Source organism: Nocardia bhagyanarayanae (assembly GCF_006716565.1).
Lineage (GTDB): Bacteria > Actinomycetota > Actinomycetes > Mycobacteriales > Mycobacteriaceae > Nocardia > Nocardia bhagyanarayanae.
Map to the genome: position 1 here is coordinate 86,222 of NZ_VFPG01000002.1, position 19,011 is coordinate 105,232.

Genomic DNA, 19,011 nt, shown 5'->3' on the forward strand with positions numbered 1-19,011 from the left:
CTCATCGCAGCGTCGCGAAGGGATGGGCCATGAGTCTTCTCGTGCCACAAAGTGTCAGTGCGGTGTCCGACGGGGCCAGGCAGCTGCGGACCCAGCTGTCCTGGCGGGTCCAGCGCGTCGGCGTCCGTTTCGTGCGCCGTTATCCGACCAGGGTGCGTCCACTGGCCGAACCACCGGCGGGCAGCGGATTGCGCCCGACGGTCGGCGATTTCGGACCGCCGGGCATCGGATACACCTTGCACACCCTGGCCGATCCGATCGAGTTCGCGCGCGACCGCTTCGAGCGGTTCGGCCCGGTGCAGTGGATGGGCGTGCTCGGCAGGCCGGTGGTCACCGTCGGGAGCCCGGAGGCGTTCGAGGTCGTCATGCTCGATCGGGACAAGGTCTTCTCCGCGCAGCGCGGCTGGGAATGGCTCATCGGCCCGTTCTTCCGCGGCGGCCTGCTGCTGCGCGACTTCGACGAGCATCTGTTCCATCGCCGGATCATGCAGCAGGCGTTCACCCGGCCGCGCCTGGTCGGCTATCTCGAGCTGACCACGCCGCTGCTGCGCGACGGCATCCAGAAGTGGCGTCCCGCCGCGAACTTTCCCGTCTACAGCGCCATCAAGAAGCTGCTGCTGCAACAGGCCACCGAGGTGTTCGCGGGCGCCGCGCTCGGACCAGAGGGGACCAAGCTCGAGCACGCCTTCGAGGACGCGGTGCACGGCGGCACGGCGTTGGTCCGCGCCAATCTGCCCGGCGGGGTGTGGGCGCGCGGGCTGCGCGGTCGCCGGGTGCTCGAGGAGTACTTCCGCCGCGAGCTTCCCGTCAAACGCGCGGGCCAGGGCAACGACCTGTTCAGCGTGCTGTGCCGGGCCAGCACCGTGGAGGGGCACACCTTCACCGACGACGAGGTCGTCCAGCACATGATCTTCGTGATGATGGCCGCACACGACACCAGCACGATCGCCTCCGCCATGCTGGTGCACGAGCTGGGCAGGCATCCGGAGTGGCAGGAGCGGTTGCGCGCGGAATCCCGTGCGCTCGGCAAGGATTCGCTCGACTACGACGATCTGGACCGGCTGCCCGCGCTGGACATGGCGTTCAAGGAGGCACTGCGGATGTACGCGCCGGTCGCGCAGCAGGCCCGCGAGACCCTGCGCGACACCGACATCCTCGGCCACTACGTGCCGCGGGGAACACTGATCATGTGCGGCCCGTACACGATGATGCGCACCGACGAATTCTGGCGCGATCCCACCGCTTTCGACCCCGAGCGGTTCGCGCCGGAGCGCCGTGAGGACAAGTCGCACCGCTTCGCCTGGTCGCCGTTCGGCGGCGGGGCGCACAAGTGCATCGGGCTCTACTTCGGCGGGATGACGGTGAAGGCCGTGCTGCACCAGATGCTGCTCCGGTACCGCTGGACCGTGCCCGCGGACTACCAGGTGCCGCTGGTGGCGGGGACCGGTCCCACACCAGCCGACGGGCTGCCCATCCGGCTCGAACGGATCCGGCCGTGAGGCTCGCGGCCGACCGCGGCCGGTGCGAGGGGCACGGCATGTGCGAGGCGCTGGCGCCCGCGCTGTTCCGCGTCGGCGCGGACGGCGTCGTCGAGCCGCTCGTCGAGTCGGTATCGCCGCCGGATGCCGAGGTGGTGGCGCTGGCAGTCGACAGCTGTCCTGTCCAGGCGTTACGGTGGGCGGCGGATTGATTGTCATCGGCAAATATGTCGCTATACTCGCGAGGCTCGCCCTCTGACATCCTCGCGAGGAGACTCATGAACGAGTGGGATGGTGCGCATTCATCGGGTGCGGGACGCAAGATCACGCGCCGCACCGTGCTCGGCTGGGCGACGACGGCCGCTGTCGGCCTCGCCGCGTGCGACCGGGCGGCCGAGGAGGATCCCGCCGTCCGGAGCGAAGCCGACCTCATCGCGAACGAGGCCTACGTCTTCGGCTACCCGCTGGTGCTGATGCACGCGACGCGGGACGCCGCGCTGAAGAGCACGCCGATCAACCGCTTCCAGCACGCCGAGTCGCTGCCGACGCCGGATCGGCGCGACGTGGTGCGGATGAACCTGGACACGCTGTACTCCACCGCGTGGCTCGATCTTTCGCGCGGGCCGATCGTGCTTCAGGTTCCTGCGACCGACCCCGGCCGCTACTGGCTGATGCAGATCATGGATGCCTGGACCAACACCATCCACAATCCGAGCAGCGTGCGCCCCCAAGTCCGGCCCGGCGTGCCGACTCCGCCGTTCACCTACGTGATCACCGGCCCGAACTGGTCCGGCGCCCTCCCGGAGGATCTGACACCGCTGCCGACGCCGACCCCCACCGTCTGGATACTCGGTCGCATCCAGGTCAACGGCGCCGCCGACATCCCCGCCGTTCGTGACATCCAACGGGGGATACGGCTGGCGCCGCTCGACGACTGGGTCGCGCGCCGCGTCGCGCCCGCCGACCCGGTCGAACCCGCCGAACCGTCGAAGCCGCCCGCCGAGCAGGTCGACGACATGGACGCCAGAGACTTCTTCGACCAGCTCTGCGTCCTCATGGACACCGATCCACCCGCGCCCGCCGACGAACCCGCGATGGCACGGTTCGCCGAGATCGGGATCGCGCCGGGCGGCAGCGTCCGCGGCCTCTCCGACGCGGACTTGGCAGACGCGGCAACCGATGCCAAGCACACCATCGACGTCTACGTCGACCCGCAGACCCGAATAATCAACGACTGGACCTTCGATCCGCGAATCGGCACGTACGGCACCGATTACCTGCACCGCGCGTCCGTCGCGCGACACAACCTCGGCGCCAACCTGGCCGAGGACGCGATCTATCCCACCTACTACGGCACCGCGGACGACAACGGCACGCCCGCCCGGTTCCGCCTGCGCTTCGCCGCCGGACAGACGCCACCGGTCGACGCGTTCTGGTCGCTCACCGCGTACGGCGAGGACGACTACCTGGTGCCCAACCCGGCGGGTATCTACGCGGTGGGCCATCAGGTGCCCGTAGTGCCCGGCCTCGACGGCTCGATCGAGCTGGCGATTCAGCACGACGATCCGGGATCCGCGGTCCCACAGGGCAATTGGCTGCCGATTCCGTCGGAAGGCCCGTTCTCGCTCGCCATGCGGTTGTTCGCGCCGCGCCCCGAGGCGATCGCCGGCCGTTGGCAGCCGCCGCCGGTCACCCTCTTACCGTGAAGCGCGCGGCCGTCCCGTGCGTGCTGCGTAGTCTTGTCGCGACACGTCCGCCGAGCCGCGACCGGAGCGCCCCGTGACCGAACCAAGTCCCTTCCCGGTACGCGCGAGCGAGCGCCGCGCGCTCGACCGCGTCGGCGAACTCGCCGCGGAATTCCGTACTGTCGCGGCGGATTACGACGAACGTGCCGAGATCGCCGTCGAGCACCTGACCGCGTTGCGCGATGCCGAGGTCGATCGCGCGGTACTGCCGGAGCGCGTCGGCGGCACGGGCCTGAGCTATCAGGTGTTCGGACAGCTGGTGCGCACGCTGGCGAAGGCCGACCCCTCCACCGCGACCATCTGGACCATGCACGCGGGCGCGGGCGTCGCGCTGGCGGAGATCACCGCGGCGACGCTCGGTCCCTTCTTCGCCGAGGAATTCTTGGCGGGCAAGCGATTCGCTAACGCGCTCTCCGAACCCGCCAGCGGCAATCGGTTCCTCCAGCCGCAGCAGGAGGCGCTGCCCGCGCCCGGCGGCTGGGAGCTGACCGGCGCCAAGCGGTTCGTCTCCGGCGCCGAGATCGCCGACTACCTCTTCGTCAACGCCCTGGTCGACGGCGTGCCGACCTTCTTCGGCGTGGCGCCGGACGCGACGGTGTCGATCATTCCGATCTGGGACACCCTCGGGCTGCGCGCCACCCGCAGTCAGCTGCTGTCGTTCGAGCGAACTCTCCTGCGCGCCGAGTACCGCGGAAGACGGCCCGACGCGGGCGATTTCGCGGTGATCCCCGCCGGGCTGCCAGCCCTCTCGCTGGGCATCGCCGACGCGGCGCTGGACGCCCTGGTCGAGCACGCGTCGTCGCGGCTGATCCTCGGCGCCCCGCTGTCGCACCAGCAGTGGGTGCAGCACGAGGTCGCCGACGCGCAGACCAGGCTGGCCGCCGCGCATGCGCTGTACGAGCGCGCATTGTGGCAGGCGGACAACGGGATTCCGGCGTTCCTGCCCACGCTCGGGCGGGCCAAGTACCTCGCCAACAAGGTCGCCGTCGACGTCGCGCAACTCGGCGTGCGGGTCGGCGGCGCCTCCGGATACCTCAAGAGCTCGCCCATCCAGCGGCACCTGCGCGATGCCGAAGCCGGTCAGCTCATGGCGTATTCGACCGAGGTGCTCGCCGGTGTGATCGGCAAGGAAGTCCTCGGCGTGGTCGACGGGGAGTGATCCGGTCGCACGTCACGGGGTGACGATGGCGAAGCCGGGATCCGGCTTGTCGAACAGGCCGGGCAGCCGTGCCAGCGCCGCGGCGTCGCCCTCGATCGCGATCTCGCCGTCGCGCACCGCCGCGCGCAGATCGCCGCCCGCGAGAAAAGCCCGCAACAGCGCGGCGCGGGTGAGGACGATCGTGGCGTCCGGCGGGGGCAGTCCGTCGCCGGGGCGGCGGTCGTAGTGCACGAGCACACCGTTGCGCAGTTCGGCGCGGTGCGTGCGATCGCCCTCGTCGCGGAATCGCCAGTCGGTGACCAGCCGCGTGTCCCACGCCTTCGGTCCGTCGACGCGCAGCGACATCGCGTCGAACGCCTGCTCCACGCTGATCGCGGCGAGCAGGCCCGTCGAATTCGCCTGGGTCGGTGTGCCGAACGAGCCGTTGCGCAGTTCGTGCGCACCGCTGAGATAGAAGTTGCGCCAGGTGGCGTTCTCGGCGCCGTAGGCCAGCTGCTCGAAGGCGCTGGCCTGCAGATGCTTTGCCGTCGTATCGGCCGGGTCGGCGAAGACGACGTAGTTCACCATCTGCGCCACCCACCGATAGTCGCCCGCGTCGTAGGCGCGCTGCGCCTTCTTCAGGACCTCCTTCGCGCCGCCCATCGCCTCGACGTGGCGCTTGGCGGACTCGACCGGCGGATGTTCCCACAGGTGTGCGGGATTGCCGTCGAACCAGCCCATGTAGCGCTGGTAGACGGCCTTGACGTTGTGGCTGACCGAACCGTAATAGCCCTGTGCCGACCAGGTTTTCGTCAGCTCCGGCGGCAGCTGGATCAGCTCGGCGATCTCGGCGCCGACATGACCCTTGTTGAGCAGCCGCAGCGTCTGGTCGTTGAGGTAGCCGTACAGATCACGTTGCGCCGAAAGGAATTCCACGATCCGGTCGGTGCCCCAGACCGGCCAGTGATGGGAGGAGAACACCACGTCGCTGGCGCGGCCGTAGCGGTTGATCGATTCGGTCAGGTACTTCGACCACACGTGCGGGTCCCGGACCAGCGCGCCCCGCAGGGTCAGGATGTTGTGCATGGTGTGGGTGGCGTTCTCGGCCATGCACAGCACCCTGCGGTCGGGGAAGTAGAAGTTCATCTCCGAGGGCGCCTCGGTGCCCGGCGTCAGCTGGAACACCATGCGGACGCCGTCGATCGTCTCCTCTTGATCCGTGCGGACGATGTCGACGGTGGGCTCGATCAGGGTGACGGTGCCGAGCGAGGTGGTCTGTCCGAGGCCCGCCCCGATCTGTCCCTTCGGACCGCGCGGCAGGGCGGCGCCGTACATGTACGCCGCGCGGCGCGCCATCGCGGTCCCGGCGTAGATGTTCTCGGCGACAGCGTGTTCCAGGAAGCCGACGGGCGCGAGCGCCGGGCAGCGACCCTCGGCGACGTCCCGCTGGGTGGTCACGCCGAGCGCGCCGCCGAAGTGATCGACGTGGGAATGGCTGTAGATCAGACCGGTGACCGGACGGTTCCCGCGGTGCGCGCGGTAGAGCGCCAGTCCGGCGGCCGCGGTCTCGGCCGAGATCAGCGGGTCGATCACGATCACGCCGGTGTCGCCCTCGACCAGCGTCATGTTCGACAGGTCGAGACCGCGGATCTGATAGAAGCCGGGCGCGATCTCGTACAGTCCCTGCTTCACGGTGAGCTGGGATTGCCGCCACAGGCTCGGATGCGCCGACTGCGGGCAGGGTTCGCGCAGGAATGCGTAGGAGTCGTTGTCCCACACCACCTTTCCCCGCTCGTCGGTGACCACGCCTGGTTCGAGCGCGGCCAGGAAGCCGCGGTCGGCGTCGGCGAAGTCGGCGGTGTCGGAGAAGGGCAGGGTTTCGGCGGCCCGCTGGTTGGCGGCGCGAATGTGCTCGCTCGGGTCGGTCGGTGTCGCCGAGGGGCGCACCTGGTCGTCGTCCGCGCAGCCGCCGAGTCCGACGCCGACGCCCGCGGCCGCCAGCGCCGCCGCGCCGACGCCGAAGACGCCGCGCCGGGACACCCGCGGGCTCGTCGTGTCGCCGTTCTCCCGCTCGACCATGCGCGCTCCTAGCTCGTCGCGGGCGTTCGCCCCGTAGTTGCCGCCCATCGGCGGTTTCGGTCGACGATACGCACTATTGCAGTGATACTGCAATAGTGATTCCACCTCCGGATGTCGGCCGGACACGGGCCGGTCAGCGCTCGCCCGCGCGGTCTGTGATCGGATGCGGTCATGGCTGAGGGCACGACCGGCGCGCGACGGCGCCGCAATCCGGAGCAGACCCGGGGCGCGATCATCGACGCCCTGCTCGCCGCCGTGAAGGAGGGCATCTTCGCGCCGACGGCCAAGGACATCGCGCAGCGTGCGGGGGCCTCCGAGCGCAGCATCTTCGTGCACTTTCCGGCCATCGACGATCTGCGGATCGCCGCCGTCGACCGGCAGTCCGAACAGGTCGAGGCGCTGATCCGGACCATCGACCCCGCGCTGCCGCTGGACCGGCGCATCGAGCTGGTCGTCGAGCAGAGCGCCGACATCTTCGCGCTCCAGCGCAATCCCCGCGTGCTCGGCCTGCTCGAATCGCACAGCCTGCCCGCCGTCGACGCGCGAATGCGGCTGACCGACAGGCGGATTCGCGCCGCGCTCGCGCATGCGTTCGGCGCCGAACTGACGCGCGACGGCGAACGCGACGAGCAGCTGCTCGACGCGATCGACGCCACCGTCGGCTGGCCCTTCCGGCACCACCTGGTGGAACGGCGCGGACTTTCCCGTGCGGCCGCCTCCGCCGCCGTCCGGCGCGCGCTGGTGGCGCTGCTGGCCGCGGATCATTCCGGCCGGTCCGATTTCGGGTAGTCGACTACTCGCGCGATCCGGTTCGCGGTCGGCAGAATCGGCGAGCAAACAAGCCGAGTTCAAGGGGGTGCCAGATTGTCCGACGAGCGCAAGGCGTTGTCGCCCGCTCCGCACAACGAGCCGCCGCTGCGCGGCTTTCACGCACCGCGGCGGTACCAGCCGTGCCGGGTGCGCCCGCGCGGAGAGGCGACTGCCGGTGCGGGCGTTCAGCGCGTCGTCCGGGAATCGCACGCCACCGCGGTACAGGACGAGCTGCTCGTCTCGGCGCGCAAGTTCGCGGAGCGCTCGCTGCGCCTCACATTGGAGGTGCTGGACCAGCGCAGGCCGATCGGACAGCTGGCGTCCGTCGCCGACGCCGCGGTGGTGTCGGCGGTGCGCACCCTGATCGCGGGCGATCTGGCGCCGGGCCGCAGTCTGGGTGTCGCCGTGCTGGCGCGCGTCGCGGTGACACCGGTGGACGCGCGCACGGCGGAAGTCTTCGCCGGCTACGACCGCGGACCGCGACGATTCGCCCTCGCGGGCCGCATCGTGCACACCCGCGCGTCAGGTTGGCGCCTGACCGTGTTGCGCATCCGCTGAGTGGCATCGCGCCGCGCGATTTCGGCTTTCGCGGAGCTCGCAGGCCGGCCCGCCGAGTGGATCGTGCCTCGCGGCACGGCGAGCCGACGCCGATTCGGGTAGTTGGCTACCCGAGTCGCGCTCGACCGCCTTGCGCCACCCGAGGAAACCTCAGCGCGGCCCGTTGGTGTTCAGAAACAGCACGGGACCCGCACCGAAACCGCCCTCCGCGTTGCGGAAGTGCAACGCGGCCAGCGCCTTGGCGGTGTAGACCGGCTCCAAGACGAGACCCTCGCGTCCACGCGCGATCGCGGCCGCCTCGGAAGCGGCGGGGATCGGGTGACCGTAACCGGGGCCGAGCCAGTCTCTGGTGATCTCGAGATCGTCGGCCGTGAGCCGCGGTGGATCGAAGACCGCGCCGCGCTCGCGCAGCAGCGCGACCGTGCGGTCCGCCAACCGCAGCAGCGTCGGAGCGTCGAGGCGCAGGGTGTCGTTGACGACGACGCCGAACACCCGGGTGCGGAGTCCGGCGAGCCGCAGTCCGAGCGCCAGCCCGGCCGCCGTCCCGCCGGAGCCGATCGCGGTGACGACATGCGAGGGTTCGGGCAGGACGCCGGCGCGGACCTGCGCGCCGATCTCCAAACCCGCCTCGACGTAACCGAGGACGCCGAGCGGCGCGGAACCGCCCGCGGGCAGGTAGTAGGGGGCCGCGCCCGGGCGCCAGTGCTTGGCGTACAGCAGCGGAGCGGCGAGCACGGTGCGCAATTTGGTGCGGGTGCGGTGAATCTCCGCGCCGGAGGCCCGTAGACGCGCGAGTTGCGTCCGCACGTGCTCGTCGATCGGCTGGTCGATCAGCGCGAGCACCGTGCGCAGCCCGAGGCCGCGCCCGTACAGCGCTGCGGCGAGACCCCAGTTGGTGCCGATGCCGCCAACCGTCAGCAAGGTTCGGCGTCCGTCCCGCACCGCCTCGGGCAGCAGCCATTCCAGCTTGCGCACCTTGTTGCCGCCCCAGCCGCCGTCGCCGTAGCCGCTCTCGTCTTTCAGCCAGACCGGAGCGACGCCAGTGGAGAGCCCGTGCAGCGGTCGCACCGGTGTCGGCGCGGTGCCGAGCCGTTGGAAGGGGAGGTCGTCCGCGACCTCGGGGAAACGCTCGTGCAGCAGCGGCGTCGCTCGGGTGTCCATGGTCTCTCCAGCCTGCGGCGCCCGTGTGAAACGAGTCCGGTTTGGGCCGCGTGGCCAACCCTATGACACTCACATCCTCATATTCGACCCATGACGGGATTACTGAACTACCTTTGACCTGGTGCGACGCTCCGCGGATGCGGTCGAGCTGATCACGGCGTTCATCGCCGCCGTGGTCGGCGGACTGGCGCTCACCACACCGATCTCGCTGGCTTGGACCCGCGGGACCGCGACGCTGGAAATGGAGCTGCTGGCGCACAACCTGCCGAGGGCGACCGCGATCGGCTTCATCGTCGCCGTGATCGCCGCGGTCTTCACCTGCACCGCCGACTCGGCCGTGGTGGCGTGGCTGGTGGCGCTGTTCGGCACGGTCGTGCTGCTTATCAACCACACGATAAGCCGCGGTTTCTCCGCGCTCGCCCCGCTGACCACGCTCAACGACATCGATTCGCTGGCGGGCGGGATGCTGCTCGGCGGGCTGATGACCGCGGCGGGGCGGCACATGGTGTACGCGGGCGCGGCCACCCTCGGCGCGCTCACCAGCATCGTGATCGGCGACCTGAGCGTGCCCGGCATCGGTCACCCGATCGCGCCGGACGTGCCCGCCGGCTTCGTGACGGACTCGCCGCCGCTCTGGCTGCTCTGGCCGACCGTCGCGCTGGTGCTGGTGTGCGCGCTGCTGAACAGGCATCGACGCCGTGAGTCGGTGATCGGGGTCGAGCTGCCGTTGCGCCCGATCCTCGCGGCGTTGCTGATCCTGCTCATCACGCTCGGTAGTTCGGAGTGGCTGGCGCACCGGGGCACGACGCTGATCGAGGTGCTGCTCATCGCCGCCCTCACGGTGGTCACGGTGCTCGTCGGAGCGCTGCTGCTGCCCGGACGCGACGGGGTGATCGTCGTTCTCAGCACGGCCATCGCGGCGTCCGGCGGTGCGATCGTTGTCACCGCGCTGTCGGGATGGACTGTGCCGCTGCTGCTCGGCGCCACCGTGGGCGGCATGCTGCTCGGGATGGCCCGTCCGCTGCCGCTGGTCGGGCTCGCGGCGACCGCCGCGCTCAGCGCGTTCGCCGCGGCGACCGCGCGGCCCGAAGGCCCGACTCCGGCGGCGACCATCACAGGCTGTCTGCTGCTGGCGTTGATCACCGGATACTGCTTCGGTACGGCGCAGCCGATCCAGAGCCCGAGCAAGGTGCTGGCTCTCTCGCTGCTGTACGTGCCCGGCGTCGTCGTCGCGCTGCGTGGGCGCATCTTCGGCGGTGAGCTGGACATCCAGCGCCGCTACGTCGATCCCGACCGATTGCTCGCCGCGGTGCCCGGCCTCACGGCGATCTTCATCACCGGCGGTTGCGCACTCGCCGTGGTGCTGTTGTACAGGCTGCGGCCCGAGAAGCCCGAGACCGAGTCCGCCGACAGCTCCCGCCCCGTCGCGCGCTAACGTCGCGGGCATGCGGCTTCACGTGGGATGTGCGATGTGGACGCACGCGGCATGGCAGGAGCGGCAGCTGGGACCCGCGGAACGGTTGCGCTGGTACGCCGAGCGCTGCACCGCGGTCGAGGGCAACACCACGTTCTACGCGACTCCCGCGCGCCACACCGTCGAATCCTGGGCCGAGCAGACCGCGCCCGATTTCCGTTTCGTGGTGAAGCTGCCCAAGCCGATCACCCACGAGCGCAGGCTCACCGGCGCAGACCAGGAATTGCGCGCCTTCCTCGGCGCGATGGAGCCGCTCGGGCCGCGCCTGCACACCCTGTGGGTGCAGCTGCCCGGTTCCTTCGGTCCGGCCGATCTCGGCGCGCTCGCGGCGTTCCTGCGCGAGCTGCCCGCGGATCACCGGTGCGGGGTCGAGGTGCGGCACCCGGCCTTCTTCGAGGACCGGCGCGCGGGTCAGGCGCTGGAGCGCGTGCTCGCGCGGGTCGGCGCGGAATGGATAACCTTCGACACCACAGTGCTTTTCGATGGTATCGCGGCCGGCCCGGCGGAGCAGGAGGCGCGGTCGAAGAAGCCGCGCGTGCCGCGGCGTACCGAAGCGCTGACCGAATTCCCGATCGTGCGGTACCACGGTCGCGACGACGTCGAGCGCACCGTCGCCGGGTGGCGTCCTTGGCTCGACACGGTGACCGTCTGGCTGCGCGAGGGACGCTCGCCGACGGTATTCCTGCACACCCCCGACAACGCGGGCGCGCTGGACTTGGCCCGCCGCTTCCACGCCGAGGTCCGCGCCCGGATCCCGGAACTCGACCCGCTGCCCGAACCGGTGGCGGACGAGCCGATGACGCTGTTCTGATTCAGTAGCTCGAACCCGCGTTCAGCGACTCAAACATGCGTTCAGCAGCTCAAACCCAGCACCGTCGACGCGAAATCCACGAACAGCGGGGCCAATTCGGGCACCTTCGCCGGTCCGTCCGAGACCAGCGTGCGACGGGTCCGCTCGCCGATCGCCTCGGGAATCAGTGCGATCAGGTCGTCCGCCAGCTCGGGCAGGGTGGCGTCGGCCGCGCGCTCCTGGCGGTAGAAGACGCGGTAGAGCTCGGCGAAACGGTCGACGGCGAGGTCGCGGTAGGCGACGGCCGCCTGGTCGACCTTGAACGACTCCACGAGTACGACGTACGCGAAATCCGGTTCGGTGACGATCATTTCGCAATAGGTGTGCACGATGGAGCGAATCTTGGCGCGGGCGTCGGCATCCGTCGGGAGCTGGGCGAGCTCCTCGGCGATGCGGGTGGCGACGATGTCGATGCCGGTGTGCACGGCCTCGACGAAGCATTCCTCTTTGTTGGCGAAGTGTTCGTAGAAGGTGCTGCGCGACACCCTGGCCCGTCCGACGACGTCGGAGAGCGTGGTCGCGGAATAGCCTTTGGCCCGCACGCTTTCCACCATCGCGGTGATGAGCCTGCCGCGCTGGGAGGTGAGCACCGCTTCGCGGGTCGCGCGATGCCGCTCGGCGAAACCGGTTCTCGGTAACGCCATCGGACGTATGGTCGCCTGCTCTCGGCGCATGTGTGCCTCTCTGTCGGAACGATCGAGATCGGACACGGCCCCGCCGATCGTGTCGCCTCGGGTCCCACCCGGGCGACATTATGCCGTGTGGTCTTCATCCTCTCTGCGCCATTCATCCGTCATCTTCGGCGCATTTGTGCAATCTTGTTATTGCGCAATGGCATTGATACGGAGGGTGCGGCGGAGTCATGGCGTCGAACGCGTTCGATCTCGGCAGCCGCACTGTCGCGCGTCGCGGTGCCCTGCGCCGCGGCAGAGACGCGGCGACGGTGCCGTTGTGGCCGGGCATGATCCCGCCGCAGCAAGTCGGACAGCCGCTCCCCGCGCAGCGGAAGAAACGGCCGTCGCGGCGCAGGCGACCGCGGAACCGGCGGAGTCCCTGGCTCGTCGGCGGCGCGACCGTCGGCGCGTCGCTCGCGGCGGTGGCGGTGGTGCTGGTGTACGCCGCTGAGGTGACCGAACCGCGCCAGTCGGCGACGGTCGCCGACCCGGTGCTCGGTGGGGGACCCGGCTGTGAGCCGACCCGCTCCGACCAGTTGGTGCGCGGCAACGGCACCGGCTCGCTCGCCAGCGGACCCGACGCCATCCTCGCCTTTCAGCACGCCTACTACGTGACCAAGTCCGGTGTCGCGGCGCGGGCGGCGACGACGCCCGACGCGGCGGTGTCGCGTGTCGACGTCATCGAGGCGGGCATCGCCTCGGTCCCGGTGGGGACCAGCCACTGCGTGCTGGTGCTGCCGCTGCCGGACGGCCGCTTCGACGTCGTGATCACCGAGACCCGACCCGACGCGGCGGTGCGCACCTATCGACAGTTCGTGACCGTGACCCCGCGCGACGGGGACGTCCTGATCAGCAAGATCGCACCGCCGGACCGGTAACTCCGGACTTCGGTGCCGTTCGGGTTCCGGCGCGCCCAAGTTCTGATACATTCCTGTATCGAATACACGGGTGTATCGAACCGGGGGTCCGGCGAGAGGAGTCCACGATGGCGTCGTCCACCGCGGGAACGCCGGCGCGCCCGGCGACCCGCAGACGGGTCGCGACCCGCAAACGCCTGCTCACCGCCGCGTACGAGGTCTTCGCCGAGGACGGGTTCGGCCGGGCCACGGTCGAGCGAGTCTGCGAGCGCGCCGGTTTCACCCGCGGCGCGTTCTACTCGAACTTCACCTCGCTCGACGAGCTGTTTCTCGCCATGTGGGAAGAACGCTCGGCCGCGATGCTCGCCGATGTCCGCACCGCCCTGGACGACATCTCCGTCGAGGGCGTCGCAGACCTCCGCGACGCGGTGGACCGGCTGCTGCGCGCCGTCCCGCTGGACGAGGCGTGGTACCGGATCACCGCCGAGTTCACCAGCCACGCGCTGCGCACACCGACGCTGCGCCGGGTGATGGCCGCCCGCGAGGAGGCGATCGTCGCGGCGTTGATGCCGACCGTGGTGACCGCGCTCGGCCGGGTCGGGCGCGGCGTGCCCGACCCGGAGGCGCTCGGCCAGGCCATGGTGGCCGTGCACGACGGCACCGCCGTGCAGGTGCTGATGGAACCGCGCAGCCGCACCGCGCTGCGGCGGCGCACCGACCTCTTCTGTCACGTCGTGCTGGCCTACAGCACGCCAATCGAAGGATGAACATGACCAACTGCAGTCCCGAATTCGCGCGCGAGGCCGATGTCATCGTGGTCGGCGCGGGCCTTGCCGGCCTGGTCGCCGCCCACGAGCTGGTCAAGGCGGGCCGCAAGGTGCATCTGCTCGACCAGGAGAACCGCAACAACCTCGGCGGGCAGGCGTTCTGGTCGCTCGGCGGGTTGTTCTTCGTGGACAGCCCGGAGCAGCGGCGCCTCGGCATCAAGGACTCCTACGAACTGGCGCTGCAGGATTGGCTCGGCTCGGCCGGCTTCGACCGCGACGACGAGGACCTCTGGGCGCGCCAGTGGGCCGAGGCGTACGTGCGCTTCGCGGCCACCGAGAAGCGGGATTACCTGCACGCCTTGGGTTTGCGGGTGACTCCGCTGGTCGGCTGGGCCGAGCGCGGCGGTGCCGCCGCCGACGGCCACGGCAATTCGGTGCCGCGCTTCCATCTCACCTGGGGTACCGGCCCCGAGGTCGTGCGGGTCTTCCAGGAGCCGGTGCTCGAGGGTGAGCGCCGCGGACTGGTCGGCTTCAGCTTCCGGCATCGGGTGGACGAGTTGATCGTCGAGAACGGCGCGGTGGTCGGCGTGCGCGGCGCGGTCCTGGAGGATACCGACCTCGAGCGCGGCAAAGCGTCGTCGCGGACCGAGGTGGGGGAGTTCGAGTTTCGGGCCGAGGCCGTCGTGGTGACCTCCGGCGGCATCGGTCACAACCACGAGATGATCCGGCGCAACTGGCCCACCGAGCGGCTCGGTCCCTGCCCGGAGACGCTCATCTCCGGCGTTCCGGCGCACGTCGACGGCCGGATGCTCGCCATCTCGGAGAGCGCGGGCGGCGCGATCGTGAACCGGGATCGCATGTGGCACTACACCGAAGGCATCCACAACTGGGATCCGATCTGGCCCGATCACGCCATCCGTATCATTCCCGGGCCGTCCTCGCTGTGGTTCGACGCCAACGGAAAGCGTTTGCCCGCACCGTGTTTCCCCGGTTTCGACACCAACACCACGATGAAGGCGATCCTGGCGAGCGGCTACGACTACTCCTGGTTCGTGCTGACCCAGTCGATCATCGAGAAAGAGTTCGCGCTGTCGGGTTCCGAGCAGAACCCCGACATCACCGGCAAGGACCTCAAACTCACCCTCAAGAGCCGGGTGGCCAAGGGCGCGCCCGGCCCGGTGGAGGCGTTCAAGCAGCACGGCGTCGATTTCGTCGTCGCCGACACGCTGCGCGAGCTGGTCGACGGCATGAACAAGATCGCGCGCGGACCCCAGCTCGACCACGACGACCTGGAGCGACAGATCGTCGCCCGCGACCGCGAGATCGACAACAAGTACGGCAAGGACGCCCAGCTGATGGCGATCACCAACGCGCGCCAGTACTTCGGGGACAAGGCGGGCCGGGTCGCCAAGCCGCACCGCATCCTCGATCCCAAGGCGGGTCCGCTGATCGCGGTGCGGCTGAACATCCTCACCCGCAAGACCCTCGGCGGCTTGCAGACCAACCTCGATTCCCAGGTGATGCGCCCGGACGGCACCCCGCTGCCCGGCCTGTACGCCGCGGGCGAGGTCGCCGGCTTCGGCGGCGGCGGCGTGCACGGTTACAACGCGCTGGAAGGCACCTTCCTCGGCGGCTGCATCTTCTCCGGCCGCGCCGCGGGTCGCGCGCTCGCCAAGAAGCTCGCCTGACGTTAGTCGCTGCTACGGTCGCCGGTGCGGATCAGCGCACCGGTTCGATCGGCAGCTGTCGTGCCGTAGCCGAAAGACGCAGGGCGGCAGGAGCGGTCGGTGGGACGACCGGGCGGCGCGGCGGGATCGGGTCGAGTCGCCGGTACGGTGCGCCGAGTGCGGGGCGCGGATCGGCCTCACCCTTGTTCGGCCACAACGAGACCGCGCGTTCGGCCTGCGCGGTGATGGTCAGCGATGGATTGACGCCGAGATTCGCCGAGATCGTCGAGCCGTCGATGACGTGCAGGCCGGGGTGACCGTAGAGCCGGTGGTACGGATCGACGACGCCCGTCTCGGCCGAGTCGCCGATCACGCAGCCGCCGATGAAGTGCCCGGTCATCGGGATGTTCAGTACGCCGGATGAGGTGCCGATGGGAAAGCCGTCGATCTTGCTCGCCACCCGGCGCGCCACCTCGTGCCCGGCCGGCAGCCAAGTCGGATTGGGTTGGCCCGCACCTTGTTTCGTGGTCATCGTGCGGCGGCCGAACCAGTTCCGTTTGGTATAGGTGGTGATCGAGTTGTCCACCGACTGCATCACCAGCAGGCCGATCGTCTGCTCGGACCAGCGCCGCGGGGTGTGCGCGCGCAGCACGTCGCGGCGGCCGCGCCACAGCGCGCGCAGCCACAGCCCGACGCGCGGGGTATCGCCGCTGACCAGCACCGTGGCCATCAGGGACAGGGCGTTGCTGCCTTTGCCGTAGCGCACCGGCTCGATGTGGGTGTCCGCGTCGGGGTGGATCGAGGAGGTGATGGCCACGCCTTTGGTGAAGTCGGCGTCGGCGCGGCGGCTGCGCGCGCCGAGCAGCTCCTCGGAGTTGGTGCGCGAGAGTTGCCCGAGCATGCCCGAGATTCCGGGCAGCGAGCCGGTGTCGCGCAGGCGGTGCAGCAGGCGCTGGGTGCCGAGCGCGGCGGCCGAGAAGACCACCTGCTCGGCGGTGAACTCGCGGCGCTGCTTGCGTACGGTGCGGCCGGTGCGCTGCGTGGTGATCGTGAAACCGCCGCCCTCGCGTGGTCGCACGTCGGTCACCGTGGCCAGGGGATGCACTGTGGCCCCGGCCTTTTCGGCCAGATACAGGTAGTTCTTGACCAAGGTGTTCTTCGCGTTGTGGCGGCAGCCGGTCATGCACTCGCCGCAGTGCGTGCAGGCCCGCCGGTCCGGACCGACGCCGCCGAAGAACGGGTCCGGCACGTCTTGTCCCGGCCGGATGCCGGGGCCGCCGAAGAAGACGCCGACCGGCGTGCTGCGGTAGGAGCCGGCGACGCCGAGGTCCTCGGCGACCTCGCGCAGCACCCGGTCGGACTGGGTCGTGGCGGGGTTGGTCGTCACGCCGAGCATGCGCGCGGCCTGGTCGTAATGCGGCGCGAGTTCCGCGCGCCAGTCGGTGATGTGACCCCACTGCCGGTCGGTGAAGAACCGTTCCGGCGGTTCGTAGAGGGTGTTCGCGTAGACCAGCGAGCCGCCGCCCACACCCGCGCCCGCCATCACGAAGGTGTCCTTCAGCAGCGCGAGGCGCTGGATGCCGTAGCAGCCGAGTCGCGGCGCCCAGAGGTATTTCCGCAGCCGCCAAGAGGTTTCGGCGAACTCCTCGTCGGTGAAGCGGCGACCCGCTTCCAGCACCCCGACCCGGTATCCCTTCTCGGTCAGCCGCAGCGCGGTCACGCTGCCGCCGAACCCCGAGCCGACGACCACCACGTCGTAGTCGAATGTCATGGACCTGCGCCTTCCGCTCCCGCCGATGTCGTGGAACAACGCTAGGAGCGGGCGGCCCAAGGACAGGACAGACCTGCGGCCAAGAAATCCACATTTCCGGCCACTCGGTGGCGCCGGTCCGAGCCTCACATCCGGCGCAAGGCCAGGTCCGCGAGCTCGGTCCAGTCGGCGAGCACCTGCTTGCGGCGGGCGCGGTCGCGGCCGACCATCTCGTCGAGGGTCGCGCCGCGCACGAGGTTGATGGTGAGCCAGAAGGCGGAGTCGAGGCGGGCGCGGGGGATTTCCGGGCCGACGAGCTCGGCGCAGCGGTCGAGCAGTTCGACGGTGAGATCGTGCTGCACGCGCAGCATTTCGCGGCGCAACTCGCGGTCGTTGGCGATGCCCACGTAGAGCTCGACGCAGGCGCGGCCGAGTTTGCCCGCGAAGGTGGCGGTCACCAGCTCGACCAGCACGGCCCCCGCGGCGGAGTTCTCGGGCAGCGTGCGCAGGCGGCGGTGCAGCGCCTGGCGCTGGCGCTCGGTGAGATGTCCGATGGTCTGGGCGAACAGCTCCTGGCGGGTGTGGAAGTGGTGCAGCTGGGCGCCACGGGTGACGCCGGCCCGCGCGGTGATGTCGGCGATGGAGGCGCCGCCGTAGCCCACCTCGGCGAGGCTGTCGATCGCCGCGTCCAGCAGCTGCGCGCGGGTCCGCAGACTCTTCTCCTGGTGCTTGTTCGGCGGCAGATCGGAAACCATCAGTGCAGTATAGCGGGCGGAAAGTACATGCTGTCTTGCATGCAATTGGATGTTGGCCATAATGTGTTGGCAAGCCGACCACCCCGCACGCGGAGATGATGAGATGCCTGTCGACCGACTGCTGCCCACCGAGGAAGCGCGCGATCTGATCGAGCTCACCAGGGAGATCGCCGACAAGGTGCTCGAGCCGAACGCGGCGGAGTTCGAGAAACAAGAGAAGTACCCCGAGGAAGCGTTCCGCGCCCTGGGCGCGGCCGGGCTGCTCAGCCTGCCCTACCCGGAGGAGTTCGGTGGCGGCGGTCAGCCCTACGAGGTGTACCTCCAGGTGCTGGAGGAACTGGCCGCGCGGTGGGCGGCGGTCGCGGTGGCGGTCAGCGTGCACAGCCTCTCCTGCCACCCGCTTTTCGTCTTCGGCACGTCCGAGCAGCAGCGGCGATGGCTGCCGGAGATGTTGTCCGGCAACATGATCGGCGCGTACAGCCTCTCCGAAGCGCACGCCGGTTCCGATGCGGCGGCGCTGCGCTGCAAGGCCACCGCGGTCGAGGGCGGGTACCGGATCGACGGCACCAAATCCTGGATCACCAACGGCGGACGGGCGGACTACTACACCCTGTTCGCGCGCACCGGCGAGGGGTCTCGCGGCGTCTCCTGTTTCCTCGTCCCCGCCGGCACCGAGGGCCTGAGCTTCGGCAAGCCCGAGGAGAAGATGGGCCTGCGCGCGGTGCCGACCACGACCGCCGCGTACGACGGGGCGTTCCTGCCCGCCGAACGATTGATCGGCGCCGACGGTCAGGGTTTGTCGATCGCGTTCAGCGCCTTGGATTCCGGACGTCTCGGCATCGCCGCCGTGGCGACCGGCCTCGCGCAGCGCGCCCTGGACGACGCGGTGGCCTACGCCAAGGAGCGTGAGGCGTTCGGCCGCCGCATCATCGACCACCAGGGCCTCGGCTTCGTCCTCGCCGACATGGCCGCCGCCGTGGACTCCGCCCGCGCCACCTACCTCGACGCCGCTCGCCGCCGCGACGCCGGCCTGCCCTATTCGCGACAGGCCAGCGTCGCCAAGCTGGTCGCTACCGACGCCGCCATGAAGGTCACTACCGACGCGGTCCAGGTATTCGGCGGCTACGGCTACACCCAGGACTTCCCGGTCGAGCGCTACATGCGCGAGGCCAAGATCACCCAGATCTTCGAGGGCACCAACCAGATCCAGCGCTTGGTCATCGCCAGGGATTTGGCCCAGTCCTGAAT

The 19,011-nt window shown here is 69.9% G+C and carries 17 protein-coding genes; 12 read left to right on the plus strand and 5 right to left on the minus strand.

The window, feature by feature from the left end:
• Window positions 1–29: 29 nt before the first annotated feature.
• The 4 genes from FB390_RS27210 to FB390_RS27225 all read left to right on the plus strand — a co-directional run bounded on the left by FB390_RS27210 (window position 30) and on the right by FB390_RS27225 (window position 4,382).
• Window positions 30–1,499: a cytochrome P450 gene (locus tag FB390_RS27210; RefSeq protein ID WP_141812123.1), complete on the plus strand. Its 1,470-nt coding sequence runs from the start codon at window positions 30–32 to the stop codon at window positions 1,497–1,499.
• On the plus strand, window positions 1,496–1,690 hold the full coding sequence (locus FB390_RS27215) for a ferredoxin (protein WP_141812124.1): 195 nt from the start codon (window positions 1,496–1,498) through the stop codon (window positions 1,688–1,690). Before FB390_RS27210 ends, FB390_RS27215 begins: the two co-directional genes overlap by 4 nt.
• A 66-nt stretch (window positions 1,691–1,756) precedes the next feature.
• The gene (locus tag FB390_RS27220) at window positions 1,757–3,184 is read left to right on the plus strand and encodes a DUF1254 domain-containing protein (RefSeq protein ID WP_141812125.1); all 1,428 of its coding nucleotides are present in this window, start codon (window positions 1,757–1,759) and stop codon (window positions 3,182–3,184) included.
• Window positions 3,185–3,257: 73 nt separating this feature from the next.
• Window positions 3,258–4,382 carry an acyl-CoA dehydrogenase family protein gene (locus tag FB390_RS27225; RefSeq protein WP_141812126.1) on the plus strand — a complete coding sequence of 375 codons (1,125 nt, stop codon included), beginning with the start codon at window positions 3,258–3,260 and terminating at the stop codon, window positions 4,380–4,382.
• Window positions 4,383–4,394: 12 nt separating this feature from the next.
• Here FB390_RS27225 and FB390_RS27230 read toward each other — a convergent pair whose 3' ends face one another.
• A complete protein-coding gene (locus tag FB390_RS27230; RefSeq protein WP_141812127.1) occupies window positions 4,395–6,440 on the minus strand; it encodes an alkyl/aryl-sulfatase in 2,046 nt (681 codons plus the stop codon).
• Window positions 6,441–6,611: 171 nt separating this feature from the next.
• Here FB390_RS27230 and FB390_RS27235 point away from each other — a divergent pair, with 171 nt between their 5' ends.
• Both FB390_RS27235 and FB390_RS27240 read left to right on the plus strand, forming a co-directional pair.
• A complete protein-coding gene (locus tag FB390_RS27235; RefSeq protein WP_141812128.1) occupies window positions 6,612–7,229 on the plus strand; it encodes a TetR/AcrR family transcriptional regulator in 618 nt (205 codons plus the stop codon).
• Window positions 7,230–7,304: 75 nt separating this feature from the next.
• Window positions 7,305–7,808: an Rv3235 family protein gene (locus FB390_RS27240; protein ID WP_141812129.1), complete on the plus strand. Its 504-nt coding sequence runs from the start codon at window positions 7,305–7,307 to the stop codon at window positions 7,806–7,808.
• 150 nt (window positions 7,809–7,958) lie between these two features.
• On the opposite strand, the gene FB390_RS27245 is transcribed toward FB390_RS27240, so the two are convergent.
• Window positions 7,959–8,969, minus strand: coding sequence for a 1-aminocyclopropane-1-carboxylate deaminase/D-cysteine desulfhydrase (locus FB390_RS27245; protein WP_141812130.1), 1,011 nt, complete (start codon window positions 8,967–8,969; stop codon window positions 7,959–7,961).
• A 121-nt stretch (window positions 8,970–9,090) separates the two neighbouring features.
• On the opposite strand from FB390_RS27245, the gene FB390_RS27250 reads away from it, so the two are divergent.
• Window positions 9,091–10,404, plus strand: a complete 1,314-nt coding sequence (locus FB390_RS27250) for a hypothetical protein (RefSeq protein ID WP_141812131.1) — start codon at window positions 9,091–9,093, stop codon at window positions 10,402–10,404.
• A gap of 10 nt (window positions 10,405–10,414) precedes the next feature.
• On the plus strand, window positions 10,415–11,254 hold the full coding sequence (locus FB390_RS27255) for a DUF72 domain-containing protein (protein WP_141812132.1): 840 nt from the start codon (window positions 10,415–10,417) through the stop codon (window positions 11,252–11,254).
• 41 nt (window positions 11,255–11,295) lie between these two features.
• Here the strand turns inward: FB390_RS27255 and FB390_RS27260 are convergent, their stop codons facing one another.
• On the minus strand, window positions 11,296–11,937 hold the full coding sequence (locus tag FB390_RS27260) for a TetR/AcrR family transcriptional regulator (protein WP_246124399.1): 642 nt from the start codon (window positions 11,935–11,937) through the stop codon (window positions 11,296–11,298).
• A 218-nt stretch (window positions 11,938–12,155) separates the two neighbouring features.
• On the opposite strand from FB390_RS27260, the gene FB390_RS27265 reads away from it, so the two are divergent.
• The 3 genes from FB390_RS27265 to FB390_RS27275 all read left to right on the plus strand — a co-directional run bounded on the left by FB390_RS27265 (window position 12,156) and on the right by FB390_RS27275 (window position 15,279).
• Complete coding sequence (locus FB390_RS27265; RefSeq protein ID WP_246124400.1) at window positions 12,156–12,845, plus strand: DUF8176 domain-containing protein; 690 nt, start codon at window positions 12,156–12,158, stop codon at window positions 12,843–12,845.
• 107 nt (window positions 12,846–12,952) lie between these two features.
• The gene (locus FB390_RS27270) at window positions 12,953–13,591 is read left to right on the plus strand and encodes a TetR/AcrR family transcriptional regulator (protein ID WP_141812134.1); all 639 of its coding nucleotides are present in this window, start codon (window positions 12,953–12,955) and stop codon (window positions 13,589–13,591) included.
• 2 nt (window positions 13,592–13,593) lie between these two features.
• The gene (locus tag FB390_RS27275; RefSeq protein WP_141812135.1) at window positions 13,594–15,279 is read left to right on the plus strand and encodes an FAD-binding dehydrogenase; all 1,686 of its coding nucleotides are present in this window, start codon (window positions 13,594–13,596) and stop codon (window positions 15,277–15,279) included.
• 31 nt (window positions 15,280–15,310) lie between these two features.
• On the opposite strand, the gene FB390_RS27280 is transcribed toward FB390_RS27275, so the two are convergent.
• Window positions 15,311–17,029 (minus strand): GMC family oxidoreductase, encoded by a 1,719-nt coding sequence (locus FB390_RS27280; protein WP_141812136.1) that lies wholly within the window; start codon window positions 17,027–17,029, stop codon window positions 15,311–15,313.
• Between the two features lie 125 nt (window positions 17,030–17,154).
• Window positions 17,155–17,763: a TetR/AcrR family transcriptional regulator gene (locus FB390_RS27285; RefSeq protein ID WP_141812137.1), complete on the minus strand. Its 609-nt coding sequence runs from the start codon at window positions 17,761–17,763 to the stop codon at window positions 17,155–17,157.
• Window positions 17,764–17,866: 103 nt separating this feature from the next.
• Here FB390_RS27285 and FB390_RS27290 point away from each other — a divergent pair, with 103 nt between their 5' ends.
• Window positions 17,867–19,009, plus strand: coding sequence for an acyl-CoA dehydrogenase family protein (locus tag FB390_RS27290; protein ID WP_141812138.1), 1,143 nt, complete (start codon window positions 17,867–17,869; stop codon window positions 19,007–19,009).
• Window positions 19,010–19,011: the final 2 nt, after the last annotated feature.